The 18,139-nt window shown below is 76.2% G+C and carries 11 protein-coding genes; 3 read left to right on the top strand and 8 right to left on the bottom strand.

Annotated elements, in window-relative coordinates; translation table 11 throughout:
* The first annotated feature begins 58 nt into the window (after positions 1 to 58).
* A complete protein-coding gene (locus LG396_RS06755) occupies positions 59 to 1,561 on the top strand; it encodes an MFS transporter (protein ID WP_225794035.1) in 1,503 nt (500 codons plus the stop codon).
* Here the strand turns inward: LG396_RS06755 and LG396_RS06760 are convergent.
* Positions 1,500 to 2,426 (bottom strand): NmrA family NAD(P)-binding protein, encoded by a 927-nt coding sequence (locus LG396_RS06760; RefSeq protein WP_225794036.1) that lies wholly within the window; start codon positions 2,424 to 2,426, stop codon positions 1,500 to 1,502. The genes LG396_RS06755 and LG396_RS06760 overlap by 62 nt on opposite strands.
* A gap of 141 nt (positions 2,427 to 2,567) precedes the next feature.
* Here LG396_RS06760 and bla point away from each other — a divergent pair, with 141 nt between their 5' ends.
* Positions 2,568 to 3,512 carry a class A beta-lactamase gene (gene bla / locus LG396_RS06765; RefSeq protein ID WP_225794037.1) on the top strand — a complete coding sequence of 315 codons (945 nt, stop codon included), beginning with the start codon at positions 2,568 to 2,570 and terminating at the stop codon, positions 3,510 to 3,512.
* A 27-nt stretch (positions 3,513 to 3,539) separates the two neighbouring features.
* Here the strand turns inward: bla and LG396_RS06770 are convergent, their stop codons facing one another.
* From LG396_RS06770 to LG396_RS06780, 3 genes are all read right to left on the bottom strand, one after another.
* Positions 3,540 to 4,202: a TetR/AcrR family transcriptional regulator gene (locus tag LG396_RS06770; protein ID WP_225794038.1), complete on the bottom strand. Its 663-nt coding sequence runs from the start codon at positions 4,200 to 4,202 to the stop codon at positions 3,540 to 3,542.
* 68 nt (positions 4,203 to 4,270) lie between these two features.
* Positions 4,271 to 5,347 (bottom strand): NAD(P)/FAD-dependent oxidoreductase, encoded by a 1,077-nt coding sequence (locus tag LG396_RS06775; protein WP_225794039.1) that lies wholly within the window; start codon positions 5,345 to 5,347, stop codon positions 4,271 to 4,273.
* Positions 5,348 to 5,420: 73 nt separating this feature from the next.
* Complete coding sequence (locus LG396_RS06780; protein ID WP_018843411.1) at positions 5,421 to 5,633, bottom strand: DUF5132 domain-containing protein; 213 nt, start codon at positions 5,631 to 5,633, stop codon at positions 5,421 to 5,423.
* Between the two features lie 226 nt (positions 5,634 to 5,859).
* Here LG396_RS06780 and LG396_RS06785 point away from each other — a divergent pair, with 226 nt between their 5' ends.
* Positions 5,860 to 6,045 (top strand): hypothetical protein, encoded by a 186-nt coding sequence (locus tag LG396_RS06785; protein ID WP_225794040.1) that lies wholly within the window; start codon positions 5,860 to 5,862, stop codon positions 6,043 to 6,045.
* 7 nt (positions 6,046 to 6,052) lie between these two features.
* Here the strand turns inward: LG396_RS06785 and LG396_RS06790 are convergent, their stop codons facing one another.
* The 4 genes from LG396_RS06790 to LG396_RS06805 all read right to left on the bottom strand — a co-directional run bounded on the left by LG396_RS06790 (position 6,053) and on the right by LG396_RS06805 (position 18,126).
* Positions 6,053 to 7,540, bottom strand: coding sequence for an acyl-CoA dehydrogenase family protein (locus LG396_RS06790; RefSeq protein WP_225794041.1), 1,488 nt, complete (start codon positions 7,538 to 7,540; stop codon positions 6,053 to 6,055).
* Complete coding sequence (locus tag LG396_RS06795) at positions 7,537 to 7,761, bottom strand: MbtH family protein (RefSeq protein ID WP_018837133.1); 225 nt, start codon at positions 7,759 to 7,761, stop codon at positions 7,537 to 7,539. The genes LG396_RS06790 and LG396_RS06795 overlap by 4 nt, the downstream gene beginning before the upstream one ends.
* Positions 7,762 to 7,858: 97 nt before the next feature.
* A complete protein-coding gene (locus tag LG396_RS06800; RefSeq protein ID WP_225794042.1) occupies positions 7,859 to 10,372 on the bottom strand; it encodes an ABC transporter ATP-binding protein/permease in 2,514 nt (837 codons plus the stop codon).
* A 77-nt stretch (positions 10,373 to 10,449) separates the two neighbouring features.
* Complete coding sequence (locus LG396_RS06805) at positions 10,450 to 18,126, bottom strand: non-ribosomal peptide synthetase (protein ID WP_263978817.1); 7,677 nt, start codon at positions 18,124 to 18,126, stop codon at positions 10,450 to 10,452.
* Positions 18,127 to 18,139: the final 13 nt, after the last annotated feature.

An 18,139-nucleotide genomic window follows, 5' to 3' on the forward strand; every position in this document is an offset into this window, starting at 1 on the left:
CCTGCCGGGTGTACCCACGGCTCGGGGATGGCTGGCGGCGGCGCGGCGGAGCACCGTCGTGGCCATGGACGTACGGCGAACTCCCTCCCCTCCTGCCCCCGGCCTGCGCGCGTGGCTCGGCCTCCTCGTGGTCCTCGGCCCGGTGCTGCTGGTCGCGATGGACGGCTCGGTGCTGTTCCTGGCGATGCCCCGGATCTCCGCGGAGCTGTCCCCGTCCGCGGACCAGGCGCTGTGGATCCTCGACGGCTACGGGTTCGCGGTCGGGTCCCTGCTCATCGCGTTCGGCAACATCGGCGACCGCTACGGCCGGCTCCGGCTCCTGATGATCGGGGCCGCGGTCTTCGGCACCGCCTCGGCGGGGGCGGCGTTCGCGCCGTCGCCGGAGCTGCTGATCGCGTTCCGGGTCCTGATGGGCGTGGCCGGCGCCACCCTGCTGCCGTCCGCGCTGGCGGTGCTGAGCGAGCTGTTCACGGACGCGCGGCGGCGCTCGCAGGCCATCGGGATCTTCGCGGCGGCCTTCGCCGCGGGCTTCGCGCTCGGCCCGGTCGTCGGCGGACAACTGCTCGCGCACTTCTGGTGGGGCTCGGTCTTCCTGATCAACATCCCGGTGGTCGCGCTGTTCCTGCTGCTGGCTCCGCGGCTGCTGCGCGAGGTGCGCACCGGCGGCACGGGCCGCGTCGACGCGCGGAGTGTCGCGCTGTCCGCCGCCGGCATCCTGCTGACCGTCTACGGGATCAAGCACGCGGCGGCCGAAGGGCCGGCCGCCGTCCCGTTCGCCGCGACCGGCGGCGGCGTGGCCCTGCTCTGGTGGTTCGTACGCCGCCAACTGCGGCTCGCACACCCGCTGATCGACCTCCGGCTCTTCCGCGACCGGGTGTTCACCATCGCGGCCGTCACCGGGCTGCTGCCGCTGGCGGCCTGGTCGGCGATGGCGTACCTGGGCGGCATCTACCTCCAGTCCGTACGCGGGCTGGACGCCTCCGACGCGGCCCTCGTGGCGCTGCCCGGTGCCGTCGTGCTCACCGTCACCACCGTCGTCACCCCGGCGGTGGTCGCGCGCACCGGCACCCGCGCCGGGCTGCTCGCCTCCCACTTCCTCGTCGCCGGGGGCGTGCTGCTGATGCTGCCGACGGGCGTCTCGGGCGGCACCGGCTGGTACGTCGCGTCCACCGTCGTCGCCGGCTTCGGCTACGGCATCTCGTTCAGCGTCGTCGCCGACACCGCCGTCGCCGCCGTACCGCCGGAGCGCGCGGGGGCGGCCGGGGCCATCGCCGAGACGAGCAACGAGCTCGGCAACGCCCTCGGCATCGCGCTCCTCGGCTCGCTGGCGGCGCTGGTCTTCCGGCTCCAGGGCCCCGACCTGGCCGGCACCCTCACCGAGACGCTCCAGGTGCCGGGAATCACGGCGGCGGCGGCCGGGCGGGCGGAGTCGGCGTTCGTCACGGGGCTGCACGCGGCCGCGCTGGTCGCGGGGCTGCTGCACGCGGCGCTTGGGCTGTTCACGCTGCGGCACCTGCCGAGCCGCCGGCGCTCCGCGGCTGTGCCGGCGCCGGTTCGCTGAGCAGGGGCCGCAGGTGCGCGTACGCCCAGGCGGCGAGGGTGGTGGGCGTGGTGGTGAGCACGTCGCGCGGCTGCTCGGGGGTCATGTCGCGGGTGCCGGCGGCCATGCCGGCGACCGCCTCCACGGCGCCGGGCGGCAGCCCGGCGGAGCCCAGCGCGGCACGTACGTCGTCGTCGCCGACGGCCTCCACCCGCACCGGCCGGCCCAGGGCCCCGGTCAGGATCTCCGCGACCCGCACGAAGCTCAGGTCCTCGGGCCCGTGCACGCCCTGGACCACCCGCCCCCGCCAGTCGTCGGCGAGCAGCCGCGCGGCGACGACGTCGCCGACGTCCCGCGGATCGACCCACGCCATGGGGCGCTCGGGGCGGAACTGCGTGGTGAGCACCCCGCGCGCCAGGTCGTCCAGGGACATGAGGAGGTTGCTGAAGAAGTAGCCGGAACGCAGGTGGAGGGTGTCGGCGCCGGTGGCGTCAAGGCTCTCCTCGATCCGGCCGAGCGCGTCGATGTGCCCGGCGCCGCCGCGCAGTTCCGCGCCGACGCTGCTGAGCAGCACGACCCGTTCGACGTCGCCGGCGCGGGCGGCGGCGACGAGCCCGGCGGCGGTCCGCTCGGAGGCCGCGTTGGGGTCGGGGTCGGTGTGCGGGGTGGGGTCGACCCAGAAGACGGTCCGGGCGCCGGCCGTCGCCTCGCGCACGAAGGCGGTGTCGGTCATGTCGCCCTGCCGTACGTCGACGAGGCCGCGGACCGCCGCGTCGAGGCGCGCGGGGTCGCGGACGAGCACTCGGGGGCGTACGCCGGCTTGGAGGAGGAGGCGGACGACGCGGGATCCGACGTGGCCGGTGGGAGTGGTGACGACGATGCTCATGGTGGTGCCTCTCGTTTCTCGGCTCCCTGCCACCGTAGGAAGGAAGGAGGACGGTTCCCGGCCTCCTTCGCCCCGGCGTGGACGCATGATCGCCGGATGGGCGAAGGTGGTGGCGGCACTGATCGACCGGAGGTCCGGAGCATGCGGCTCACCCGCACCCACCGCGCGGCAGCAGGGGCGCTCTGCGCGCTCGTCCTCGCCTCACTGACGTCATGCGGACAGGACGCACCGCAAGCGGGACCCAGCCCCTCGCGGACGGCCGCCCCCTCGGCGCCGCCGGAGCCGTACGTCCGCGAACTGGCGGCTCTGGAGCGCGAGTACGACGCGCGGCTCGGGGTCTACGCCGTCGACACCGGCTCGGGGCGGGAGGTCGCGTACCGGGCGGGCGAACGCTTCCCGTACGCCTCGACGTTCAAGGCACTGGCCGCGGGCGTCGTCCTGCGCACCCACTCGGCGCGGGAACTGGACAAGGTGGTCACGTACTCCGCGGACGACCTCATCGCCCACTCCCCCGTGACCGGGGAACACGTCGCCACGGGCATGACGCTGCGCGACCTGTGCGAGGCCGCCGTCCGCTACAGCGACAACGCGGCCGCCAACCTGGTCCTCGCCGAACTCGGCGGCCCGGCGGGCATGGACGCGGAACTGGAGGCACTCGGCGACGACGTCACGCGCATGGTGCGCGACGAACCGGAACTGAGCCGCTGGAACCCGGACGACACCCGCGACACCAGCACGCCGCGCGCGCTGGCGGAGGACCTGCGCGCGCTCGTCCTGGACGACGCCCTCGACAGGCGGGACCGCGCCCGGCTCACGGAGTGGCTGCGCACCAACACCACGGGCGACACCCTGATCCGTGCCGGGGTGCCCGAGACCTGGCGGGTGGGCGACAAGACCGGCACGGGCAGCACGTACGGCGCCCGCAACGACATCGCGGTCCTCTGGCCCCCGGACCGCGCCCCGATCGTCCTGGCAGTCATGACCAACCGCACGCAACGGGACGCGGAACCCGACGACGCGCTGCTCGCGGACGCGGCTTCGGCGGTCGCCACGGCGCTCCCGCGGCCCCGGGGCGGCTCCTCCTGAGCGGACGGCGGCGCCGTGCGGCGGGGGTCACGCCTCGTCGGGGTGGAGGGCGTCGAGGATGAGACTCAGGCCGAAGGTGAACTCCGTGGCGTGGTCGCAGCCCGGTGCGCGGGCGCGGGTGGCGGCGAGTTCGGCGAGGTGGGGGTAGGTGCCCGGGGGCAGGCCGCGGGCCATGGCGTCCGCCGCCTCCTCCAGTTCGGCCATCCCGTCGAACGGCAGGCTCGTCTCCTGCATGACGAACCCGTACAGGTAGCTGTCGACGAGCGAGACCGCGTGGGTGGTCATGGCGACGGAGAAGCCGGCCGCTCGCAGGGCGCCGATGACCGCGTCGTGGTGGCGGAGGGTGGCCGGGCCGGGGCGGGTGCGGGAGTCCATCAGGGAGACGGCCCAGGGGTGGCGGCGCAGGGCGTCGCGCGCGGAGTGCGCGCGCTGGTGCATGGCGGACTTCCAGTCGGTGTCGCGCCGCGGCAGTGCGATCTCCGCGAACACCGCGTCCACCATGCCGTCGAGGATGTCCTCCCGGCCCGCGACGTGGTGGTACAGCGACATCGCCTCGACGCCCAGGGGGTCGGCGATGGCCCGCATGGTGAGGGCCGCCGTGCCCTTCCTGTCGGCGACCGCGACGGCCGTGCGGACCACCCGCTCACGGCTGAGGGGCGCGCGCCCCCGGCGCGTGCTTCGCTCGGGCATCGGGTCGCTCCTGTCGGTCCGTTCACTGCCTTACGGCATGAGGTCGCCGTTCCCGGCGGAGGGGTGGTTCACCGCGGGCGGCAGCGGCGCAGCTCCGGGGGCTGCTCGCCGGTGGCGAGTTCGGCCGCGACCAGGCGGCCCGCGGTGGGGGCCAGGGTGACGGCGGAGTGCATGACCGCGACGTAGGCGGAGCGGTCCGGTGCCGCGTAGCCGACGAGTGGGCCGTGCGGCGGCATCGGGCGGCGCCCCAGCCGGTAGTCCAGTAGGCGGCACTCGTCCGCACCGCGGAAGGCGTTCCTGAGTCGGTGGAGCGCCCTCTCGGCGGCCTGTGCCAGAGCCGCCGGCGAAAAGTCGTCGGGGCGCGGGATCGTCATGAGCAGTTCACCCTCGCGCACCTCGCGCACCTCGAACTCCGGTGTCGCCACGATCGTCCTGACCAGGCCGGGGCGGGCCGCGACCCGGACCAGGAACGCCGGGGACACGGGTACGCGGACGTCCGCGGGCAGCTCTGCGGACAGTTCGGCGACGCCGGTGCCGGCGGTGAGGACGACCGTCGCCGCCGGGTGGAAACCGGTCGACGACCGGGCGCCGACGACCCGGCCGGCCTCGGTCTCCAGGGCCGTCACGGCCGTGTCGAGGAGTACGGTCGCGCCCCGGGAGCGGGCGGCGGCGATCAGCGCATGGGTCGCCCCCGCCGGGTCGAGACCTCCGTCACCGGGGGTGTGGACGGCGTGCGCGGGCGGGTTGCGGAGGTGGGGCTCCAGCCTCGCGATGTCGTCCCGTACGACCCGGCGCCTGCCCGGCACCCCGGGCGGGTCGGCCGCGGTCTGCCCGGCGGGCCAGGTCAGCGAGCCCGTCCAACTGACGGCGTAGCCCGGCACCTCGGCCTCCAGCCGCCGGTGGTCGGCGAGTACGGACCCGCGCAAGTCCTCGGCGCCGCCGGGCCAGTCGCCGCCTGACCCGCCGGTGCCGCCGATCCAGGCGAAGGAGGCACCGGTGACGCCCGCGGCCGGGGCGGCCTCCCGGTCGAGCAGCGTGACACTCACGCCGTGGCGTGCCAGGTGGTACGCCACGGAGGCACCGACCACCCCCGCGCCGACGACAACGACACCGTCCCGCAACGCAGCCGGGCTCCCGGGCACCATGCGAATCACCTCGGCGGCAGTGTCGCATCCGGGCCCGGAGGCCGCCGGGGCCGCCGCCCGCTCAGTCGGCCGCTCAGTCGGCCGCGACCGCCTTGCCCGTGCGGGTCTTCTTCGCGCCCTGGCGCGGTACGTCCGCGTCGCCGCGGACGTCGGAGGCGAACGCCTCCGCGCTCGCCTCGGCGGCGATGTCGCTGATGTCCTCGTTGATCTCGTGCGCGGCCCGTTTCACATCGACCGCGAGTTTCACGGACGTCTTGATGGTGCCGCGGACCACCGGCCTGACCACTTTTTTGATGAGAGGCGCAGATACCGCCCCGACCAGAAATACAGGAAGCACTGGAAGCATCTTCAGTACCCGCCCCTTCGAATTTCGTTCACGTTCCCGTCCAACATTTCCGAGCCTAGCGGGAGAAGTATCCTTCCCACTAGCCTGACCTGCCAATCTTCACTCTTTCGAGTGCCGCGGGATTGAGTGGATCTTTCGCTTCCCAGCGTGATCTATCGTTTCCCGTGTGAAGGAACGGGAAAACACGGACGACGACCTCCTCTATTCCGCGGAACTACGGCATGCGGACGGCGAATATTTCCTCACTATCAACGACCACAGATGCGATGAAATCGAAGTCTTTCCGGTATCGCGCAAGGCTGTGAAGAGAATTCCCTTCTATCTCTCCGCGCTGCGCGGCAAGCTCCCCTGACCCCCCGTCACACCCGCCGCTGCCGCACCACCCGCACGCCCGCCCGGGGGCCTTCGAGCAGCGAGTGCGCGAGCACGCTGTACAGCACGTCGTTCGGGCCGTCGGCGATGCGGAGCCCGCGGATGTCCCGGAGGCGCTTCTCCATCGGGGTGTGGCACGTGTAGCCGTCGCTGCCGTGGAGTTGGAGCGAGAGGTCGACCGCACGGTACGAGGCGTCCGTGGCCAGGGCCTTCGCCGCGGAGCAGGCCGCCGCGTCGGCGCCCTCGGTGTCCCGGTCGAAGCCCTCCAGCAGGGAGAAGCACCAGGCGGTGGCCGCCTGCACCTCCGCCGCCGCGGTACCGAGCCGGGACACCACGGACGGGATGCCCGACAGCGGCGTCCTGCCGACGCTGCGCCGGCGGGTACGGGCCATCGCCTCGTCGATCGCGGTGCCGGCCGCGCCCAGGCAGACCAGCGCCATCATCAGCCGCCAGCCGGCGAAGTGCGCGTCGAAGATGCGGCGGCCGTCGCCGGGGGCGCCGAGCAGCCGGTCGCGTTCGACCCGGACGCCGTCGAAGTGCAGGTGGCCCAGGCTCCAGCCGCGCAGGCCCAGCGGCGCGGCGGTCTGGGTGCGCACGCCGGGGGCGTCCATCGGCAGCCAGAGCGCCGACAGCGGCACCTCCCGCAGCCCCGCGCAGGCACCGCCGTCGGCACCCGCGTCGGCACCCGCCGCCGGCTGCGCGGTCAGGGCCGCGGCCTGCTCGGGCGCGACCACCTTGCAGAACACCACGAAGCCGACGGCCTCCTCGACCCGGCTGACCAGCCCCTTGGTACCCGACAGGACCAAGTGGTCGCCGTGGTCGACGGCAACCGTGCGCAGGCCGCGCAGGTCCGAGCCCGAGTGCGGCTCGCTGGAGGCGACGCCGGCCAACTCGCCGCGCCCGACGACCCGGTCGCGTACCGCGAGGGCGACGGCGGGCGGCCCGTAGCGCAGGGGCATCGCGCCGTGGCCCGAGCTGAAGACCTCGCGCGCGTCGCAGTCGCGCCGGCCGGCCAGGTACATCGCGAGCCCCTGCGCCACCCGCTCCAGACCGGCGGGTACGGCACCGGCCCCGACCGGGGCGCGTTCACCGGCGACGCCGGCACCGGCCTCCCCGCCGCCGCGCGGCGCGTCGCCGCAGGTGCCCGGGGCGGCCACGTCGAAGCCCGTCAGCCCCGCCCGGGCCGCATGTCCGCGCAGTTGGAGCCAGGGCGGCCGGGCCGCCTCCTCCGTGACCGGCTCGGGCAGGTGCCGGTCGAGGAAGTCGGTGACGCGGGCGGTGAAGTCCGCGAGCGCGGGGTGGCGGGCCAGTACGGCGCGGAGTTCGGCGGGGGCCGCGTACGGGCCGCCGGCGGGCGGGAGTCCGGGGGCGGGACGGCCCGGCGCGGAGCCTGCGGGCGCGGCGTCGTGCGCGGCGTCCGCGGTGGCGCCCGGCGCGGCGCCGTTGGGCGCCGAGGTCGTCGGCGGCGGTGTCATCGGCCACCGTCCGCGGCCTCGGCGAGGCTGCGCGGCCGCATGTCGGTCCACGTCCTCTCGACGTACTCCAGGCACGCCTGCCGGGTGTCCTCGGGAAGGGCGACGGTCCAGCCCTGCGGTACGCCGGCGAAGGCCGGCCAGAGCGAATGCTCGCCCTCGTCGTTGACGAGCACCAGGAAGCGGGCTTCGTCGTCCTCGAACGGATTGGTCGCGTGCGTCATTCCACGCTCCTGGTTCTCAACGGACGTTCATTGTCTCGGTTCAGCGGCATTTCTTGCGGCTCCGCGTGTCGTTACCACCCGAAGGAATGACCACCTGCTAACTGGGCACCGGGCCGCCGGCCTGGAGCTTCCACAGCGAGCTGTAGACGCCGCCGAGCGCGACGAGTTCGTCGTGCGTCCCGCGCTCGGCGACCACTCCCCCGGAGCCCATGACATAGATGCGGTCCGCGCTCTGCACGGTGGAGAGCCGGTGCGCGATGACGAGCATGGTGCGGTCGATGCCGAAGACCTGCAGGGCCCGCTGGATGGTCGCCTCGGTCTCGTTGTCCACGGCGGAGGTGGCCTCGTCGAGGATGACGACCGGCGGGTCGCGCAGGACGGTACGGGCCAGCGCGATCCGCTGCCGCTGCCCGCCGGAGAGCGCCGAGCCCCGCTCCCCGACCCGGGTGTCGTAGCCGTCGGGGAGGCTGTCGATGAACGTGTCCGCTCCCGCCGTGCGGGCGGCGGCGACGAGTTGGGCCTCGGTGGCGTGGAAGGTGCCGTAGCGGATGTTCTCGGCGATCGTCGCGTCGAAGAGGAACGGCTCCTGCGTGACGTACCCGATCGCCCGCCGCAGGTCGGGCAGGGCCAGTGTGCGCACGTCGGTGCCGTCGAGCAGCACCTGCCCCCGGCCGGGGTGGCGGAAGCGCATGAGGAGCTTGGCGATCGTGGTCTTGCCCGCGCCGGTGGTGCCGACGAGGGCGGTGGTCCGGCCGGGCGGGATGACCAGCGAGGTGTCGCGCAGGACGGGGGTGCGGCCGGGGTAGGCGAAAGTGACCTTCCGCAGCTCGATCCGCCCCCGCAGGCTGCGCAGCGGCAGTTCCCGGCCCGAGGCGGCCGCGCCGCCGGCCCCGGCCTCCGCCACGGCGCGGTCCGGCGCGTACGGTGCGCCCGGTCCGAGCCGGCGCACCGGCCGGTCCGGGCCCACCGCCCCCGCCCGGCCGTCCGGTTCCACGGGCAGCTCGTGCAGCCGCTCGATCCGCTCCAGGGCGGCCAGGGTGCGCTGGTAGTGGTCGGAGGCGCTGCCGACGCGGGACAGCTTCAGCATGGCGATGCCCGGGAGTTCGATCAGCGGGCCGAACGCCGCCGTCGCCAACTCGCCGCGCAGCACGGCCCGCCCGCCCAGCAGCACCGTGCCCACCAGCGCCGAGCCGCCGGCCAGCCGCAGGATCTGCGGCGGCAGCGCGGCGCTGCGCCCGGCGGACCGGTTGGCCTCGCTGCACCTGCCGTTCAGCTCGCCGATACGGGCGATCTCGTGCGCCTCCGTCGTCGCGGACTTGATGGTGGTGTGGGCGTGCAGATTCTCGGTCACACGGCTGTTGAGCTGCGCCCGGCGCTCGCCGCAGGCCGCGGTGTCGGCGACCGCGCGCTCGTGGAAGCGGAACGACAGCCAGGCGACGAGCGGGATCGGCGCGAACGCGATCCAGGCGAGCTGCGGCGCGAGCAGCAGGAACATCGGTACGAGCAGCGCCAGCCCCGCGCCCATCTGCACGACGTCGTGCATGTTCGTGCCGACGAACGTGCCGAGCTGACCGATGTCCTCGGACAGCACGGCGTTGACGCGGCTGACGCGCTCGTTCTCCAGGTCCGCCGGCGCCACGCTCTGGACGTGGGCGTAGGTGCGGGTACGCCAGTCGTCCTCGACGTCCTGTGCCACCCCGCGCCAGGCGACTCCCGCGGCGTAGCCGGTGCCGGCCATGACGGCGCAGGCGAGGGCGCCGGCGCCGGCGAGGGTGCCCAGTTGGGCGGAGAGGCCGACGATGCCGTACCGGGTCAGGGTGGCGCTGCCGCCCCGCGCGACCAGCAGCACGATGGACGGGGTGAGCGCGAACAGCGCCATCTCGGCCAGCGTGGAGAGCCCGGAGAGCAGCGCCGCCATGCCGAACTTGCGCCGGTGCCGGCCGACGATGCGCCGGACCGCGTGCCGCCGCGGCCCCGCCCCGTCCGGCCCCTCGCGCGCCCGGTCCGTCCTGCGCCAGGCGCGCCGGACGACGACGGCCGTCGCGACGGCGGCGGCGCCGAGGGTGAGCAGGGGGCGTCTGAGGAACCGCAGCAGCAGCGGGCCGCCGGCGACCGCCGCCGCTGCCGCGCAGCCGAGGCCGAGGATCCTGGGCAGCCGGCGGGCGGCGCCTTCCGGACCGCGCGGCGCGCGGGCGGCGGGCAGGCGCGCGGGCGGGGTGGCGGGCTCGGCGGCAGGCCCGGAGCCCAGGGCGTTCACCGCAGGCGTGTGCAGGGCCGTGAGCACGCGGTCGACCGCGAGGTGCAGCAGCCGGGCGGCGTCGCGCGGGCCGAGGGTGCGGTCGTGCCGCAGGAGCACCCGGCCGGTGACCGGGTTGACGTGTACGTCCTCAATGCCCGGGGCCTGCCGCAGGGACGCCTCCGCCACTCCGGCGAGACCGGGTCTGCCGCGGAAGAGGTCGACCTCCCAGCGCTGCCGCCCGGGCAGGATCGAGCGCGGCCTCGGTACGGCGCGGTCGCGGCTCCCGGCGCGCGTACGGGTACGGGCGCGGTGTGCCGCCGCGGCCGCGCCGTTGGCGTGCGGGCCTGCGGCCATGGTCGGGGTCGGGGTCATCGGAGCTGTCACCGGTTCTCTCCAGCGGTGCGCCGCCGCGGCGGCGCGGATGATCGGTCTCGTACGACGGGCGCGTGCTATCCGCCCATGGAGGTCCAGTACGCCTCGACGGCGGCCTCGTCGACGTCCGGGATCCCGATCCCGTACCGCCGAAGTCGCGCGAGCGTCCGGCCGTTGTCGAAGGACCGGGAGGGTCTCGCGCCGGCCGCCCCCGCCAGGGCCTCCAGGTGTTCGCGGTACGGCGCGATCGGCAGCTCCCGGCCGCGGGCGCCCGCCGCGCGCAGGCGCTCCAGCCAGGCGGCGAGCGGCACCGCCGCGGAGCGGGTCCCGTGCAGCCGGCCGTGGCCGGCCATGAAGACGCCGGGGCCGGTGCGGCGCGGGTGGTGGAGGTGGTGGACGGACGGGCCGCCGTCGTCCCGCAGCACCAGCGCGACGAGGGCGCGGGCGAGGACGTCGACGGGGAGCAGCGCCTCGTCGAGCGCCGGCTCGGCCGGGTGGCAGCCGAGTGCGGCGCTGCTCACCAGGAGCCGGGAGAACATGTCGTCGCGGTTGACGGCGCCGGTCGCGGAGTGCGCCCAGATGCGGCCGAGCCGGTGGATGCCGCCGCTCGCGCCGCGCGCGAACGCCCGCTCCACCAGCCGGTCGGCGACCCATTTGCTCGCGGAGTAGCCCTTGCCGTACGGGTGTTGCTCTCCGCCGGTCGGGGACTCCTCCGTGACGGGCGGCGCGCCGGGCCCGGACTCGCGGAACACCCCGAGCGTCGACAGGTGGTGGAACGCCTTCGGCCGCCCCTCCGCCGCCAGGCCCAGCAGGGTGCGGGTGCCCTCGACGTTGGCCGGCTTCAGCCGGGCGTACGGAGAGACGTGGTGGACGCGCGCGCCGGCGTGGACGATCGTGTCGACGCCGTCGCGCAGCCCGGCCCATGCCTCCGGGCCGGTGCCGAGGTCGACGGCGCCGAGGTCGCCGGGGACGGCGACGGTCCGCGGGTCGCAGGCCGCGGCGCCCAGGCCGTACGGGCGCAGGGCGGCGGCCAGCCGCTCGCGCGCTTCGGCGGCGGTGCCCGCCCGGACGAGGCAGTGCACCCGGGCCGCCGTGGAGCGCAGCAACTCGGCGAGGAGGAAGGCCCCGACGAAGCCCGTGGCTCCCGTCAGCAGCACCTCGAGCGGGCCGCCGGCCGGCGGCGGGGCGGCGGTGAACCGCAGCGCCGGGCTGAGTTTCGCCTCCGTGTCCGGCACCCGGGAAGGCGCGGCCCGTGGTCCCTCGGCGGCGAGCCTGCGGGCGAGCCCGGCCGGGGTGGGGGCCTCCAGCAGCGCGGAGAGGCCGAAGGGCACGCCGAGCCGCTCGCCGATGCGCGCGGCGAGGCGGGTGGCGAGCAGGGAGTGGCCGCCCAGTTCGAAGAAGTCGTCGTCGACGCCGACCGCGGGCAGCTCCAGGGCTTCTGCGAACAGCTCGCAGAGGGCTTTCTCGTGCGGGGTGCGCGGGGCGCGGGCGGGGGTGGCCCGGGTGGCGGCCGCGGGGTCCGGGTCGGGCAGGGCGCGGCGGTCGAGTTTGCCGTTGGGCGTGAGCGGCAGCGCGGGCAGCGGGACGATCGCGGCCGGTACGGCGTGGGCGGGCAGCCGCTCGCGGAGGAAGGCGCGCAGCGCCGCCGGGTCGGGGTCGCCGGCGGCGGGCACCGCGTAGGCGACGAGCCGGGTCTCGCCGCGGAGGCCGGCGCGGGCGGCCACCGCGGCGTGGGCGATGCCGGGGTGGGCGGCGAGGGCGGCTTCGACCTCGCCGGGCTCGACGCGGTGGCCGCGGACCTGCACCTGGTCGTCGGCGCGCCCGGCGAAGTCGAGCAGGCCGTCGCGGCGCCGGCGGGCGAGGTCGCCGGTGCGGTACATCCGCGTGCCCGGCGGGCCGTACGGGTCGGCCACGAACCGCCGGGCCGTCTCGCCGGGGCGGCGCAGGTAGCCGCGCGCCAGGCCGGCCCCGGCGACGTACAACTCGCCGGTCACGCCGGGCGGCACCGGCCGCAGCGCGGTGTCCAGGACGTACGCCCGGGCGCCGGGGACGGGCCGGCCCAGCACGGGCGCGGCGGCGTCCGCCAGCCGCGCCTGCACGCAGTCGACGGTGCACTCGGTGGGCCCGTACATGTTGTGGGCGGTCAGCCCTGGGACGGCGCGCAGCTCCCGCCACAGCCCCTCGGGCAGCGCCTCGCCGCCGAGGACGGCGAGGCCGGGGTGCCGGCCGCCGGGCGCGAACAGGCCGCGGTCGCACAGCACCTGCATGTACGAGGGCGTCACGTCGACGCTGTCGACGCGCCGTGCGGCGAGCCAGGCGACGAAGCGGTCGGCGTCGGTCCAGGTGGCGGCGTCGGGTACGTGGAGTTCGTGGCCGCCGGCGAGGGCGGCGAGCTGCCCCCACGAGGCGTCGAAGGACACCGGGGCGGTCAGCGCGACCCGCAGCGGCCGGCCGCCCGCGCGCCGGGCGGCCGGGCCGAACACCTCGTCCCGGTACCGCTCCGCGACGGCGGCGACGCTCGCGTGCCGTGCGACGACGCCCTTGGGCGCACCGGTCGAGCCGGAGGTGTGGATGACGTACGCCGGGTGGTCGGGCAGCGGCCCGGGCGCGGGTTCGGTGCCGGGCAGGCCCGCCAGCTCCGCGACGGTCTCCGGCGCGTCGAGGAGCAGCCTCGGGGTCCCGGCGGCGAGGGTGCCGTCGGCCGCGGTGCCGGTGTCGGTGAGCAGCAGGACGGGCCGGGCGTCGGCGGTCATGGCGGCGAGGCGCGCGGCCGGGTAGCCGGGGTCGAGCGGCAGGTAGGCGGCGCCGGACTTGAGCACCGCGAGCAGGGCCGTGACCAGGTCGGCGGAGCGGGGCAGGGCGAGGGCCACGACGGCCTCAGGGCCGGCGCCGCGGGCGACGAGTGCGTGCGCCAGGCGGTTGGCGCGGGCGTCGAGTTCGGCGTACGTCAGCTCCGTACCGCCCGCCGCGACGGCCACCGCGCCGGGGGCGGCCCGTACCCGGGCGCGGAACAGCTCGGGCACCGTGCGCGCGGGCGGCGCCGGGGCCGGGGTCTGCTCGGCGCCGCCGCCCACCAGGAGCCGGCGCTCGGCGTCGGACAGCACGTCGATGCGGCTGACCGGCAGGTCCGGTGCGGCCGCTGCGGCCCGCAGCAGGCGCACCCAGCGGTCGGCGAGGTCCTGCACGGTGGCGTGGTCGAAGAGGTCGGTGGCGTAGTCGAAGGTGCCGGTCAGGCCGAGGGGTTCGCCGGCGGCGGAGCGCTGTTCGCCGATGCCGATGTCCAGGTCGAACTTGGCCGTCCGCGTGGGCACCCGGATCCGGGAGGTGCGCAGTCCGGGGAGCGTGAACTCCGCGGTCTCGTCGGCGTCGACGGACAGCGCGACCTGGAACAGCGGGTGGCGGCCCGGGGAGCGCGGCGGGCCGAGCGCCCCGACGATCCGCTCGAAGGGCACGTCCTGGTTCGCGTACGCGGCCAGCGCGGTGTCCCGTACCCGCTCCAGCAGCTCCGCGAATGCGGGGTCGCCCGAGGTGTCGGTGCGCAGCACGAGGGTGTTGACGAAGAAGCCCACCAGGTCGTCCAGCGCCTCGTCGGTGCGGCCGGCGATCACACTGCCGACGGGCAGGTCCGTGCCCGCACCGAGCCTGGTCAGCAGCGCCGCCAGGCCCGCGTGCAGCACCATGAAGAGGCTGGCGCCCGAGCGGCTGCCCAACTCGGCGAGCGCCCCGTGCAGTTCGGCGTCGATACGGAGCCGGACCCGGCCGCCCGCGTAGGAGGCGGCGGCGGGCCGGGGGCGGTCGCGGGGCAGCGCGATCTCGTCGGGCAGACCGGCGAGCGCCGTCGTCCAGTGGGCGAGTTGGCGGTGCAGCACGCTGTCGGGGTCGCCGGAGTCGCCGAGGAGGCGGCGCTGCCAGAGGGTGTAGTCGGTGTAGCGGACCGGCAGGGGCTGCCAGTCGGGTTCCCCGCCGCGCAGCCGGGCGGCGTACGCGGTCGCCAGGTCGCGGGTGAGGGGGGCCATGGACCAGCCGTCGGCGGCGATGTGGTGGATGACGAGGCAGAGGACGGACTCGGTGGGACCGAGCACGAACAGCTCGGCGCGCAGCGGCGGTTCGACGGCCAGGTCGAAGGGGTAGCGTACGGCGTCCGCGAGCCGCCGCCGCAGCTCCGCCGCGCCGGCCACCTCGGTGACGCGCAGCGCGGGCCGGGCCGCGGCGGCGCCGAGGATCCGCTGCCGCGGCCCGTCTCCGGCCGCGTCGCCGGCCCCGGGGTGTGCCGCGCCGACTGCCGCGGCCCCGTCCGCGTGGGGGAAGACGGTGCGCAGGCTCTCGTGCCGGGCCACGACGTCGCCCAGCGCGCCTGCCAGCGCGGCGTGGTCGATCCCGCCGCTGAACCGCTGCACGAGGGGGATGTTGTACGTGGCCGCCGGGCCCTCGGCGCGGTGCAGGAACCACAGCCGCTGCTGCGCGTACGACAGCGGCACCGCCTCCTGCCGCGGCTGCGCGGTGAGCGCCGGGCGGGCCGGCCCCGCGCCGTCGAGGCGGGCCGCCAGCCGGGCGGCCGTCGGCGCCTCGAACAGGGCGCTGAGCGCGAGGTCGGCGCCGAGTGCGGTGCGGATCCTGGCGACCAGGCGGATCGCCAGCAGCGAGTGCCCGCCGGCGGCGAAGAAGTCGGTGTCCGCGCCGACCCGGGGCACGCCGAGGACGTCGGCGAACAGCTCGCACAGCAGCCGCTCGCGCGGGGTGCGCGGCGGCATGCCCGCGGGCTCGCCCTGGTCCTGCCCGGGGGCGGGCAGGGCGTCGCGGTCGATCTTCCCGTTGGCGTTCAGCGGCAGGTCGGGGAGCATGACGAAGGCCGAGGGCACCATGAAGCCGGGCAGCCGGGCGAGCAGGCGCTCGCGCAGCGCGGGCGCGCCGAGCCCGTCCTCCGCGGCCACGACGTACGCGACGAGCCGCAGGTCGCCGGCCGGCGGGTCGCGGCGGGCGAGGACCGCGGCCCGGGCGACGCCGGGGCAGGCGAGCAGCGCGGCCTCGACCTCCTCCTGCTCGATGCGGAAGCCGCGGATCTTGACCTGGCGGTCGGCGCGGCCGACGTAGTCCACCTGCCCGTCGGCGCACCAGCGCACCACGTCCCCGGTCCGGTACATCCGGGTGCCGGGCGGGCCGTACGGGTCGGCGACGAACCGCAGGGCCGTCAGCCCGGGCCGGCGCAGATAGCCGCGGGCGAGGGACGCGCCGGCGATGTACAACTCGCCGGCGGTGCCCACCGGCACGGGCTGGAGGGCGCCGTCGAGGACGTACAGGCGGGTGCCCGAGTGCGGCCGGCCGATCGGCGGGGCGGTGCCGTCGGGGGTGAGCGGGTCGCTGGTGGTCACCATCGCGGTGGTCTCGGTCGGCCCGTAGACGTTCACGAGCCGCCGGCCGGGGGCCCACCGGGAGACCAGCCCCGGCGGCACCGGTTCGCCGCCGACCGCGAGTACCGCGACCCGGCTGTCCCGCTCGGCGACCGCGGCGAGCGCGGAGGGCGGCACGAAGGCGTGGGTGATGCCGAGGGCGGGGTCGGTGAGGACGGCCAGGGGGTCGTCCGCGGGGGCGAGTACGAGCGTGGCGCCGGTGAGCAGCGCGACGCACATCTCCCAGGTGCAGGCGTCGAAGCTGGGCGAGGCGAGCTGCGGGAAGCGGCTGCCGGGGGTGATCCGCAGCCGCTCGGTGTGGAACGCGACGAGGGAGGCGACGCCCGTGTGCGGCACCACGACGCCCTTGGGGCGCCCGGTGGAGCCGGAGGTGTAGATCACGTACGCGGGGCGGCGGGGGTCGACGGCGATGCGCGGGTCGGTGGCGGGCTGCCCGGCGGCCAGTGCGGCGAGGGCGCGCGGGTCGTCCAGGACCAGGGCGGGGCGGGCGTCGGCGAGCATGAACTCCCGCCGCGCGGGCGGGTATCCGGGGTCGACCGGCAGGTAGGCCGCACCGGCCTTCAGTACGGCCAGTTCGGCGACGACCAGGTCGACCGAGCGCGGCAGGACGAGGGCCACGACGTCCTCCGCCCCGATCCCGCGGGCCGCCAGCGCGTGCGCGAGGCGGTTGGCGCGGGCGTTCAGCTCCGCGTACGACACGGCGGTGCCCGCGGACTCCACGGCGGGCGCCCGCGGTGTCCGGCGCACCTGCGCCTCGAAGAGCGCCGCCACCGGCGCGGGGGTCGCGCGGGCGGCGGTGGCGTCGCCGCGCGCGAGCAGCTGCCGCCGCTCGGCCGCGGGCAGGAGGTCGATCCGGCCGACGGGGAGGTCGGGGCCGGCGTCCGCGAGCTGCGCGACGACGTCGAGCAGCCGCCGCTGGGTGTCCGCCAGCTCCGCGGCGCCGTACGCGCCGGGGGGCGCGTGCAGCCGCATGTGCGGGCCGGAGCCGTCCCGGCGGTCCCACACCATGATCATCAGTTCCGCGGCCAGCGGGAACGACAGGTTGTGCGCGGTGCAGCGGTGGCCGGCGAAGGAGATGTCGTAGTCGAAGCCGATGAGGTTGACCATCGGCGCGTACGCCGTGCCGGGTCCGCGGGACAGGCCGAGGTCGCGGTGCAGGTCCTCGGCGCGGTAGCGCTGGTGCTCCACGGCTTCGCGCATGCGCGCGTCGACCTGGGCGAGCAGGTCCCCCAGCGTCGTCCCGGGCCGCACGGTCAGGCGTACGGGAACGCTGTTGGCCAGCATCCCCGGGGTGGCGTGCGACTCCGGCCCCGTCCGGCCCGCGACGGTCAGGCCTACGACGATGTCGCGGGCGCCGGTGCGGCGGTGCTCGTGGAGCGCGACGGCGGCGAACACCAGGCGGAAGCGGGAGATCCCGGCGCGCCGGGCCGCGGCGCGCAGCGCCTCCGGGCGCGGCAGCGGCAGCAGCGGGGTGCGCGGCACGGCCGCCGGGTCCGGGGGCGCAGACCCGCCGGGGGCGGGTTCCCCGGGCGCCGGGCGCTGCTTCGGCAGCCGCGCGTCGGCGTCGCCCCCGACGCGCTTGCCGCCCCCGTCGGCCCCGTGGCTCCCGTCGCCCCGCTCGGCCCTGCCGCCCCGGCCGCCCGCGTCGGCCGCGGCGTCGCGGGTCCAGCCTGCCAACTGCCGCGTCCAGTACGCCCGGTCCTCGGCCCGGTCCGCCGAGTCCTGGTACTCCCGGTCGGCCCCGACGAGCGTCGCCAGCCGCCCGAAGGGCGACGGGCCGGCGGGCCGGCCCCGTACGAGAGCCGTGTACACCTCGGCGACCCGGCGGGCCACGAGCGCGTAGCCGAACGCGTCGACGGCCGCGTGGTGGTACGTGTGGTACCACCAGAACCTCTCCGGCCCGAGTTTGAGCAGCGCGAAGCTGAACAGCGGCCCCTCGGCCAGGTCCATCGGCCGGGCCACGTCGGCGTCGGCCCACGCCCGCCCGGCGGCCTCCGGGTCGGGTGCGCCGCTCACGTCGACGAAGGCGAGCGTCCACGGCAGCCGGGGCGCCACCACCTGTACGGGACCGTCCGCGCCCGGCACCAGGCGTACGCGCAACGCGTCGGCCTCGCCCACGACATGGCGCAGCGCCGCCTCGAACAGGCCGGGCTGCACCGGCCCGTCGATCTCCAGGTACTCGCCGAGCCGCAGGGCGGACCGGTGCCCCGGGGAGTGCTGCTCGGCGAGCCACACCTCCCGCTGCCCGGCGGTCACCGGCAGGGTCTCCGGCGCGTCGGCGGGCAGGTCGCGGTGCGGCGCGCGGGCACCGCCCTGCTCTGCGGAGACCTGGCTACGGGACGACAACGGCGTACCTCCT

Source organism: Streptomyces aculeolatus (assembly GCF_020400605.1).
Lineage (GTDB): Bacteria > Actinomycetota > Actinomycetes > Streptomycetales > Streptomycetaceae > Streptomyces > Streptomyces aculeolatus.